Origin of the sequence: Flavobacterium sp. CAN_S2 (genome assembly GCF_015752255.1) — a bacterium.
Lineage (GTDB): Bacteria > Bacteroidota > Bacteroidia > Flavobacteriales > Flavobacteriaceae > Flavobacterium.
The window spans coordinates 534,978-547,190 of sequence record NZ_JADOVA010000001.1; the positions used below are offsets into that span (position 1 = coordinate 534,978).

Here is a 12,213-nt window from a genome sequence, read left to right on the forward strand (position 1 = left end):
GATTCTGCGTTCGTGATAAAAGCGACATACTTTCCTTGCTTCTTTTTAAGCAAGAAAAGATATAGCGGATAGCGCGATAAAACGCCCAAGAAAAACGATTTGAAAATTTGAACTTTTAAAGAGTAATTAATTGAAGAAGTTCCAGATTAAACCAAATCGAATCGTTAAATCACGAGATGGATTGTTTGGGGAAGCATAAAAATTGTTACCAGTTAAGGCCGAATTAAAATGTTCTACTTTAAAATAAATTCTTGTTCGCTGCACTTTTGCATTGATGAAAAAATCCAGATTTGGATGATTACCAATTTGTTTGTCATTTTGCACAAAAAACTCTCCTATTACAGGATTATAATCATTGGCATAATACTTAGAAAAATAATTCAGTGAAATCCCGGTTTGAAGAAATAGCGCATTTTTGAACAAATAATTAGAATAATAAAACGTATTTCTAGTAACAATTTCAGGAACATTTAAAACAGCTTCGTCTTGTTCTGCTTTTTGATATAAAATTGTATTGTCCAAAGCAAAATTTCCAAATTTTAATTCTCTGCTGATTTTAATCGACAAATAATTGATAGTTCCATCGTATTGCGTTGGTGCCACAATTTGGGTTTTGGCAAGGATTTGCTCTGAATTTGAAATGTTACTAAAATATAAATGATCATTTAAAACTGAAAATTGTACCTCGGCATCAACCCAAGGGGAAACAGCATTTGCTTTGATTGTATTGATTTTTTCATTTTTGAAGTCATTTGACCAATTGTATTGTACAAAACTGCTTTGATGCAAATTATAATTATTATTGGGTAGTTTATTTATATTTTGATATTGAAATGCAAGTTGAATTTCATCATTAAGCTCGTATTGTAATTTAGCATCTAAATTAGACAGCGATTGTGCTGTTACCGATCTGGAGTATAAAAATTTACCATTCCACTTATTGCGTCGATATTCATACTGTCCTCCAGCACTATTGATTTGCTGACTAAAAGAACTAGGTATAGTTCGATTGTCAAAAAAAAGGATTTGATTGTAATAATAATTTGATCTGAAATCATCTACAAAAAACTGGAAAGTTCCCAAAGTAGTATTCTCATATATAAGACCAACTTTGTTATACATTTTGTTATAACGAGTTTGATCATTTATACCACTGTCCAAATAAGATTCTCCAAAACGGAAGACTGTCTCCGAACCTACTGTTGACGGGACAGTTTCCTGATTATATTCGAAAAACTTATTTTCGTAATTAAATTGATGTGTCAAGTACAAATTATTATCACCCTTTTTAGGATTAATCCTAAAATTGTGATCCAGAAAAATCCTTTTTCCTTTTAGAAATGATTTGGCATCATTGAAATAAACTTCAAATCGTTGTCGATTATTATAGTTTGGATCTTCACTTTCAAAATTCTCAATTGTAGTAATCCCACCATTCTCTTCATTCAAAATATCTTGAAAAGTGTAATGAACTTTCGCAAAATAGCTCTTATTTTTAGTGTTGTAATTGGTAGTAAATCTAAAATTACCGGTACTTGACAATTGATTAATATACTCACCCTCTGAACGCAATCCTTTGTAGGCTATAGAAAAATTAAGATTTTCAGAAGTGTTTAAAGTAATAAAAGCATCAACAGACTGCCCTTTTTTGACAGTAGTTTTAAAGTATAATTCGGTAACGGGTGTAGCAACAGAATAATAACGTATTTGATTTGCTTCTAAAAAATTAAAATGTTTTGCTTTAAAACCAAATTCCGGATACGGTGAAAAATCCGTTAAACTATATTGCAAGGTATTGTAGGTTTGTCCATCATTTGCAAACGGCAAGAGTCCAAAAATGTCTTTTCGCAAATAGTTATGGCTATATTCTTTTTGAATAGTAAGAGAAGTATCGATGTAAGTGGTATCGTTTTCTATTGTGATTACTTTGTAGAGATCGATGGTTGCTGTTTTTATGTTTTTGATAGAATCAGAAATTCTAAGCGGTTTGTTTTTTTCTACAACTTTGTCGCTTTTTGCTTGAGCAAAAAAAGTTAGTGGAATAGACAAAAAAAAGAAAAGAAAGATAATTCTCATTTGTGGGAATATATAATTATGCAATTATTAAAATCTTGTAATTGAGCAAAGGTATATCATTAAGAGTTATGAATAAAAAAAGAAGTACAAATATGAATTCAAAAAAAAATAAATTCACTTCATTTAATACTTACTAGGAAAAATTAATTAGACTGACAAAAAATTAAGTGTGATTTCAAAGAAGTAGTCATAGCTAATAAATATATTCTTATTTTTAAACGTCTCAGAGTAAATATTTAAAATTATGAATTTCGAAAAAAACCTAAAATACACTCAATTCGTATATTATTATAAAAAAGGTTTTACTATCAAATTTATAATTTTTAGTCATAAAGTATGCATCCAATAATTTTCTTTATTCATTCTCCGATGTATGAAAAAAATTTCTCCTAGACATTTCCACAATAAGAATCTAAATATAATTTATTTGATAATAAACCGCCAAAATAAAAAAACTCAAAACCCCTGTTTCCAATTAAGAATCAATACACGAACTACTTTAAAAATGGATTCATTAGAATCGATATATCATAAATTACACAAAACTTTTTTTTAGTAATAAGGCTGAATTTTATCAAAATTAACTTAACATTTGTTAATGATAGAATCAGAGATGAAATCTATTTTATACAAAAAAAAAAGAGTGTTTTGCCAATAACAAAACACTCTTTTTACTATTTAGAAAAACGCTTTACGGGTTTATTTCAAAAGTCGTTTTTTCTTCACATCCATATGCTCCAGTACCAGATGCATGTTTAATGATGGAGCAGTCTAATTTATAACTACCTTCATAAGTACCATCATTTTGTCCATCACAATAAATATCTTCCATGACAAGAGTATACTTACCGTTAGGTAAATTAATATTATGAGTATAAACTTTACCTCTACTAGCAGTAGATGAAGCAGGTCCATAAGTTCCAGGAGGTATTGATGCAACTACAGCTCCTGCAGCATTTACGATTTTCCAAGAAGTTTCTTCTGCGTAGGCATCAGTAGTTACAGTTAGCACAACATTATTACAAACTACTTTTTTATTATAATTTATAGTTGCAACATTGTTAAAAGCAGATCCACCAGTAGGAGCTACTAACTTTACAAGAAGAGCATAAGCTATACCATCCTGCAAAGAATTTGTATTTAGAGTTACATCTAAAGTTCCATCATAAGATCCCGCAGGAATATTTGCAACACCTATAGCGTAAGAAACAGCTGCACCAGTTGACTTTTCATCAGCTACCGCTTGATACGTTCTTGCCACATCTGAGATTGTAGTAACACTTACTGGTATAGTTACTTTTATACCCTCAGTAGGAACAGTAATATTATAACTTCTTGTAGTAAATTGAACCCCTTCTTGTCCATTTACATTATCAAATACTACACTTTCGCTTTCGCAACCTGCAATTACCCCTATAAAAAGGGCAATTGCGGTTATCTTTAATAAATATTTTTTCATAATAAAATAGTTAAATTAGTTATTATAACCAGGATTTTGTTGGTCTTTAATACCAGTGTTAGCACTAAGCTCTTGAAAAGGAATAGGCAAAGTAAATCTAAAATCAGTATTTGGTATAGTACAAGCATTGTAAATACTACAATCCGCTGGAGCTCTATCGATAGAAACACCCGCTTTAACACCCAAACGTTTTAAATCTAAATATCTGTGACCTTCAAAACACAACTCAATTCTACGTTGTTTCAAAATTTCAGCAAAAGCAGCTTGTTTACTAGCTGGCACTGCAATAACTGGAGCAGTTCCCGCAACAAAACGAGCATTAGTAACCGCTTGTAATTGAGCAGCAACACCAGTAAAGTTACTAGCCTCAGCAAGAGCTTCCGCTTTTAAGAAATACATTTCCGGAGTTCTAAAAATCTTAATATCATTCAATTGAACAATTCCTCCTGAACCAGGATATTTACCAATAACTAATCTGTTAGTGGCTGGATCTGACGAAGGACTTAAAAAAGCACGTCTTCTAATATCATTTGTATTGTTAAGTAAATTGTATAAAACAGTACTCATCTCATAAAAAGGAGAACCATTTACTGTACTATTAACAGATGCCCATGTTGCATTTATCAATCTATTTCCAGGAACACGCTCTAATTTGAAAATAACTTCATTTTGAGTAGCAGTAGGTATTGCTACATCTGTCCAGATATTCAAATATAAAGAGGTATTTTGATCTGCAACAGTTGCGGATCTAGGAGTCAAAGGATATGCAGCGATTAATTCATCCGCTAAAGCTGTAACTGCAGCATAATTACCTCTGTAGGCAGCCATTCTAGCTCTGAAAGCTTTCACAAAATCAGTTGAAACTAAAGTACGTGAAGGGTTAGCAGCATTAGTAGACAAAGACGAAACAAAATTTAAATCTTCATTTATCAATGCAAAAACTTCACCATTTGTATTTCTTGGCAACTGGTCAGTTACAAGAGGAACAAAATCAAGTTTGATAACACCTAGAGCACTATCACTAGTCAAATCAGTTGAGAAATGACTTAATAATACAAAATGTCCCCAAGCTCTTAAAATGTGAGCTTGCGCCAAAATATCTTTGTACCTAGCTTCATTAGCGGCAGTTGGAGTAACTAAAGCTGCTCCTGCTATAACTCTATTCGCTCTATTTATTAAAGAATAATTAGAATACCAAATATTAGCCGCGTCAATAGATGCTGCATTCAGGTTAAAAACATATTCACCACCATTCAAACCCTGGCCACCATTAGCAAAACCAATGGCAACTTCATCAGTAAAAACAGTACTAAAAGCTATCGGGTTCTCACCAGCAACAGCAGCGTAAACGCCATTAAGACCTAACTGTAAATCATCTACGGTCTGAAAAGTAACATCTGGTCCTAATTCACCAGGTTGAATAATATCGATTGCATCTTCACATGAAGAGAAAAATGACACGATCAATGCTAATAAAATAAAATTAATTTTTTTCATATCTTTTTTTTATTAAAATTCTAATTGTAATCCTACTGAGAAGATTTTCGGTGTAGGGTATTGGTATTGGTCAGCAGTACGTGGGCTTTCAGCATCCCAACCTCTCCACTTAGAAAATGTAACTAAATTTTCTCCTTGAATAAAAGCTTTCACAGTTTTGAATGGTGTTTTATCAAGTAATTTTTTAGGAACATCATATCCAAATGATGCAAATCTTAATCTTACATAAGAAGCATCAACTAAATAACGGTCTGAATTATTTTGCGCAGCATAGTTAGCAGCTCTCAATGAAGGAATATCAGTCACTCTATTATCAGGTGTCCAAGCATTCAACAAATCCGCAGAAACATTAAATACTCCAATGTTATTTGTTGGGTTCTGTAATCCTTGCAAATCATAATCAATTCTGTACACTTCAGCAGCATAAGAAAAATTAGTTGTAAGGAAAAAACCTTTATAAGTTGAATCAAAACCGAATCCACCTTGGTACAACGGAATACGAGACTTACCAGTAAGAACTCTATCACCAGTAACGTTAGGGTTTTCTGTTACTTCACCTGCAGCATTTAAGAAAAGTAAGTTTCCATTTGCTGGATTAACACCTTCGTATCTTGTAAGAAAGAATTCATCAATTGTTCTTCCTTCTTGAATTACTGTAGTACCATTATCAATTACCCCAGTAGTACCGGCAACGTCCAAAATGGTATTCTTATTGTAAGATCCATTAAAATTTAATGTCATATTAAAACCATCTGCATTAGTACTCTTAATTAAGTCATAATTCAGTGTAGCTTCAACTCCTTCGTTCTTTAAAGCTCCAAAATTAGCATTTATTCCATCGGCTGCATTAACACCTGATAATGGCACTCTAAGAAACAAATCTGTAGTTTTCTTTTGATATACGTCAAATGAACCACTCAATCTACTGTTAAAAACTTCAAAATCAAGACCGATATTAGCTTGAGCTGTTGTCTCCCAACGCAAATCAGGCACTGCCAATTGCGAAAGAATAAATGATTGAGAACCATTGTAACCAACACCAGCAACATATAACTCTCTAGTATTATTTAAAGCCAAATATGTTCCATTACTAATATCTTGATTACCTGAAGTTCCATAAGATCCTCTCAATTTAAGAGCATTAATTACTGAACCTTGCATGAAAGCTTCTTTGTCTATATTCCAACGACCACTAAATGAGTAGAAAGTACCCCATTGGTAATCATCCGCAAATCTAGAAGATGCATCTCTACGAATAGTTGCACCAAAACCATATTTGCTATCGTAGTCATAATCAGCAGTACCAAAATAAGAGAACAAACCCGTTTCTTGTTTAGCTGCAGAAACAGCTGGTACATTTCTATCATTAGTAGGCCCATCTATTATGTATCCAGTACCAGCTCCAGGAGAAGTAGTTTTAGGATTTAAACCTCTTTGTGTGAAAGTAAAAGCATTTCTATGTGACTTTATATATTCTATATATGCACCAGCATTAAGAGTGTGTTTTTCGTTAAAAGTACGGTTATAATTCAAACGAGTATTTGAAGACAAAGCTATATCTCTTTCAAAAAACTGATTTTCCGTATCAGATGCAGTAGCGGATGCCGGGAAAAGAAGCGTATTAAAACCTACAGGACTTTGCCAAGTATAAGAATTTCCTTGCGTGTAATCTACCGCTAAAGCCGTACCTACACTTAAATCTTTAGTGATTTTATAACCACCATCAAGATTAATTAAACCTTTAAGTTCATCTAATCTGTTTTCAAAAGTTTTTAGTTTATCAACAAGGAATAATGGAGTCAATAATAATGTTCCCCCTTGTGTTTGATAATCCAACAATAATTGCTGACTTGTGCTATAATCATTTGGTGAAATATATGGAGCACTATTGTTAGCACCAAGCACGTAATTCTGATTTACACCACCAGTACCAATACCATTTGCTTCATTTCTTCTAGAAAAATTGATTGATGTTGTAGTTGAGTATGTAAATTTATCATTATTTGATTTTCCAGTTATATTACTTCTAAAACTGAATCTTTTCAAATCAGAACCTTTTAAAATACCTTCTTGATCAAAATAACCAATCGATGTAAAAGAAGTCATATTTTTTCCCCCACCAGCTAAACTAACCACTTGATTTTGAGTAACCCCAGTTCTAAAGAAATAATCATTCCAGTTTGTATTTACTGCACTTGCAATTTGAGCATCAGTCATTGGACCACCATTTGGACCATTAGTAAAACCTCTACCTCTACCAAAAGTTCTCTCAGTAGCAAGTAATTCTTGAGAGTTCATCAAGTTATAATCGGTTTTTTGTAAAGTAGAAAAACCTGTAGTTGATGAATATTTAACACTTAGTGCTGAATCATAACCACCTTTTTTGGTTTTAACAATAATTACACCATTAGCACCTCTATTACCATAAATAGATGTCGCACCAGCATCCTTAAGAACCGAAACTGATTCGATATCATCTGGATTGATACTTCTAAAGTTGTCAGAATTCAAAGGAATTCCATCAATAACAAATAATGGCTCCACCTTACCATTGATAGAACCTGTACCTCTAATGATAATTTGGCTATTCCCACCTGGCTGCCCTGTTCCTGATGTAATATTCAAACCAGAAACTTGAGCCTGTAAAGTTTGGATAAAAGACGCATTAGGTCTTCCTTCAATAGTTTTAGAACTAACAGTTACAGAAGCAACATTTGATTTTGCTTTTGTTTTTGTAACGTTATATCCCTCAACAATAACATTTTCCAATACTGTAGTATCATCTTCAAGTTGAACATTAATTCTATTTTGTGCTCCAACCACAACAGTGACTGTTTTAGACCCTACAATAGAAATAACTAATCTTTCTCCTACGGAGGCTTTAATGGCAAATTCTCCATTAAAATCGGTTTGTACGCCACGACCAGTACCTTGAACTATGACATTTACCCCTGGCATAGTCATCTGATCAGATTTGGAAGTAACAGTACCCGAAACAGTTTTCTCTTGTGCAAAAGAAAACTGAATAAAAAACGCTAAACATAACGTAAGAATCCAAGTAAACTTTGATTTCATAAATAATTTTTTTGAGTTAGTTAAAAAACAAAACTATTAATTAATTATTAATTAACAAACATTTAATAGTTAATATTCTGAATATTTTTGTTGGAAGAAATTTGTATTCTGAAAAAAAACATCGGCAAACTAGCTTAATTATATGGAGATATTAGAGAATTTTAACAAAAATCATATCGACCCTCTTTAGTTTTTAATAATTTTCCAGCTGGATTGTTTGACACCTTGTTTAATTTTAAAAATATAAAAACCTGGCATTAGAGAAGTTACATCTACAGTATCCACAAAATTACTATTTTGACTATTAATTTTTTTAAATATCTGTCTAACTCCTAACAAATTATACACTTCTAGATACATGTCTTCCGAAATATCAGATTGTACGGATATATTAACCAAATCATCCATTGGATTAGGTGAAATATTAAAATATTTAAAATCAGAATCATTAGTTGACAAAGTATTTTCCTCTAATCCTGAAATTATTAAAGAAAAATCTTGGCTATTTCCACTCAAAATTCCTTTATGACTTACAGTTATGGTATAAAGATCCGAGGTTGGAAGATCAATTTCAACTTTTTCAATATTATCAACCTTGTTATCACCTTGTACTGCAGGTTGATTTCTCACATCATTCAATCTCCATGGAAAAAAAACTTCTGTATTTTTTGTAATTCTAATGTCTAAATCATTTACTAAAACTGGTGTCGTTAAATCTACGGTTCCATTATTTGCAAGACCAGCCTGATCCGTCCAGGAGATAGTTGCAACCAAAGGCTCGCTACCTTTTGCCTTAACTATCTTAGTATAAACACCACCTTGAAACAAAGGAGCTGTTCTGGAATCAAACTCTTGAATTATTACATTGTTATTTGTTTTGTAGGCATTCGAAATCAATCCAACTGCCTTCTCAGCATTCAGCAATCCCCAGCCAAACTTTGGATCAGGTCCTTTAGCATCACCTGCTTCATCTGCACTATGAACCATCAGGCCTCTTAAAGTAGCCGACCTCATAAATCCCGTCGTAATGTTTCTAAAATGTTGTTGAAGCAATAATAAAGCCCCAGTAACACCTGGTGCGGCCATAGAAGTTCCTGATATAGTGCCATACCCTTTATTGTTACCAGCATTAGTTGTCGAATATACATTCACACCTTTAGTTGCAATATCCGGTTTTATTCTATTATCATCAGTTGGACCCCAACTGCTAAAATTTGACATCACTACACTACTTGCATTTACATATCCGCCTGAATCTAAACCTTCAATTGCAGCTACAACAATTGCATTTTTGGCAGTGCTGAAATCTGTTAACAAATCATATCCGTCTTTTGATGCATTAATATTAGGAACCTTATTTCTATCATTCCCTGCAGCAATTACGGGTTGGTAATAAGGAGCGTCAAAAGCAATCTGATCTATATCTCTCGAATCAGCTCTGTAAGCTCCAAAAATAAATTCTGGAAAACTTGCACTTGTAGCAAGTAGTCCATAAGAATGATTAGACAATAACAATCCATTATTTGTTGCTAATTCTGTCATTTCTTCCAAATCCCTATTCCAATTACTAACGTAAGCATAAGCTTCATAGGCAATTCCCTTACCACTACCATTAATAGAATTTGTACCTGAACTAATCATAGTACCTGTTACATGGCTGGAGTGATACGATGTTGGATTAGTATTGTTATCATAAACAAAAGCTCTGCCTCCAAAATCCTCATGAGCTATAGTTGCATTGTCTTGATCCCAAACTCCAACAAATAAATCCTTACCCGTCAAGTTCAAGCCTAAACCTCCATTTGGCCTCAATCTAGCCACCCTAGATGTAAAAGCAGATCCTTCATTTCTTGTAACTCGATACAATGGAAATCCACTTTCAGTAACTTCTTTTAGTTCCGAGTAAGTTCCATCAGGGCTTGCAAATTTAATTGGCCAGCCATTTTGTTTAGCAAGAGCAGCCGCTTTATCGTACTTACTCATTTGACTTTTACCAAATTGGGACTTCAGTTTTTTAAGATTCGAGATATTTGTCTGACTTAAAATGACACTTTTTTCCTTTTCCGTTTGCGAATACGATGAAATAGAAAAAGTCATTACAAACAAAACTATTATTTTAAAAGTATTTTTTTTCATATTTAAAAAAATTAAATAAATTGTATTAAATGCTAAATTATAATAAAAATTAGTTTTTATATGTTAAAAAAACAGATAGCTACCATAATTATCTCCTATTCGAAGTTATTTAGAAACATTTCACAAATTACTTATCAAAATTCCATTTTAACAGAACTAACAACATGTTTCTCCTCCTGCAACCTTACAAACAGAAACTTAAATTAAAAATCCCTTATTAAAGTATAATATAAATTAGACAACACATTAAAAACAAAAAAAAGCTGCAAGAATAAATTCTTGCAGCCTTAAAAAAATTACATTAAATACAATCTTTTGGTTCTACATTCTAAATTTAGTAACCAGGATTTTGTTGTGCTCTTAACGTTGGATTAGAATCTAATTCTAATTGTGGTATAGGCCACAAAAATTTAAAGTTATCGTAAGGAATTGCATTAACACCCAAAGCTCCAGCGTACGGAGTACCTAATGCATATGCGGTTAAAGCAGTTGGACCACTTGAAAATCCGCCGTTAGCAGCTTTTGCAGGAACTCCATCAATTGGAAATAATGGATCTTTTTGTAACCTATGGATATCTGCCCAACGACGCCCTTCCATAAGAAATTCTATTCTTCTTTCTTTTAAAATAGCTCCAAGTAATTGAACATTTGAAGAAAAACTAAGCGCAGTATAAGCTTGCGTTGTTGGATCAGCTAAAGATCTGTTTCTTACTGAATTCAATCTTGCCAAACCATTTGTCACATCGTTATTTCTAGCATAAGCTTCCGCCATATTTAATGCTACCTCAGCATATCTAATAATTGGTGCCGCATCTGTTTTATTCACACCGTCTTTGTATTTTTTAGTGAATTTAGAATTAGGATAGTAACTTCCAATACCAGTTATAACCATAGTACCTTCAGCTCTTCTCTTGTCATCTGCTAACCAACTTGGATCTCTCCAAATAATTGGACTGATAGCTACTAAACCACGACCATTAGAGGCAGCAGGAATTGGAGGATGATACATATTAGCTAAAGCACCATTGGCACCTGGATTATTTGTAGCACCATTAGCTATAGAGAAAATAGATTCTGTATTTGAACTATTACTAGCAAATGGAGTATCAGGATTAGCCGTCATTGAATACAAACCATTTAATTTTGTACCTTCTGCAATTACACCATTCCAATTACGCATGTGCAAATGAACTCTTGTTTTGTAAGCTATAGCAGCTTCTTTGGTAATTCTTTCAATTTTTGCAGCACCAGCTCTAGCACTTTTTGAAAAAAGCAAAGTCTCAGCGTCATCTAAATCTTTAAGAATTTTAGTGTAACATTCAGCAACTGTATTTCTACCTTGAGCTAAACCAAGTTCAATATTTGCCGGAGTGTTATAAGGAATCTCTCTATAAGGAACTCCTAAATTTGCTCCATTATTATCTTGAAAAGGTTTTGCGAAAAAAATCAACAATTCATTGTGCGCAATAGCTCTAAAAAATTTCGCTTGTCCAATGTAGTCATTCGCTACTTCTTGAGTAATAACTCCACTTGCTGCAGCTTTTTCAACACCTTCAATAACAATATTTGTTCTATTTATTAAGCGATAAGCATCCGCCCAATAGTAAACGTTATTCGCAGTAGTTGGATCGTAAGTACCCGTGTAAGTTAGTTGATAAAATGCTGCTAAGTTAACTACATCTTCTCCTCTATTATCTCCTTGTTGAACGTAAGCCGCTCCAAAAACATACCCTCTGGCACCAGCACCATTAAAGTTACCCAATTGAGCACCATTATACATACCTGTTACCGAAAGATCGATTAAAGCAGGAGTCTCGAATGCAACATTTTCTGAGATACTATTAAAAGGACTTAACTCTATGGTACTTTCTTCACTACATGAAGTAAATAAAAGTGAGACCATCATTAACGGAACCGCAATTTTAGCGCTCCATAAGGATAAAAATTTATTTTTATTTTTCATTTTTTTC

At 32.9% G+C, this 12,213-nt stretch carries 6 protein-coding genes; all 6 read right to left on the minus strand.

The features are described from left to right. Positions 1 to 126: 126 nt before the first annotated feature. Positions 127 to 2,076 carry a putative porin gene (locus IWX80_RS02435; protein WP_196852016.1) on the minus strand — a complete coding sequence of 650 codons (1,950 nt, stop codon included), beginning with the start codon at positions 2,074 to 2,076 and terminating at the stop codon, positions 127 to 129. Between the two features lie 691 nt (positions 2,077 to 2,767). Beyond that, positions 2,768 to 3,535 (minus strand): hypothetical protein, encoded by a 768-nt coding sequence (locus IWX80_RS02440; RefSeq protein ID WP_196852017.1) that lies wholly within the window; start codon positions 3,533 to 3,535, stop codon positions 2,768 to 2,770. A 15-nt stretch (positions 3,536 to 3,550) separates the two neighbouring features. Continuing rightward, complete coding sequence (locus IWX80_RS02445) at positions 3,551 to 5,032, minus strand: RagB/SusD family nutrient uptake outer membrane protein (protein WP_196852018.1); 1,482 nt, start codon at positions 5,030 to 5,032, stop codon at positions 3,551 to 3,553. A gap of 12 nt (positions 5,033 to 5,044) precedes the next feature. Further along, positions 5,045 to 8,107 carry a SusC/RagA family TonB-linked outer membrane protein gene (locus IWX80_RS02450; RefSeq protein WP_196852019.1) on the minus strand — a complete coding sequence of 1,021 codons (3,063 nt, stop codon included), beginning with the start codon at positions 8,105 to 8,107 and terminating at the stop codon, positions 5,045 to 5,047. 186 nt (positions 8,108 to 8,293) lie between these two features. Next, positions 8,294 to 10,243 carry a S8 family serine peptidase gene (locus IWX80_RS02455; RefSeq protein ID WP_196852020.1) on the minus strand — a complete coding sequence of 650 codons (1,950 nt, stop codon included), beginning with the start codon at positions 10,241 to 10,243 and terminating at the stop codon, positions 8,294 to 8,296. A 334-nt stretch (positions 10,244 to 10,577) separates the two neighbouring features. Beyond that, entirely contained in the window at positions 10,578 to 12,206 is a 1,629-nt protein-coding gene (locus IWX80_RS02460; protein ID WP_196852021.1) for a RagB/SusD family nutrient uptake outer membrane protein, read from the minus strand. Positions 12,207 to 12,213 lie beyond the last annotated feature (7 nt).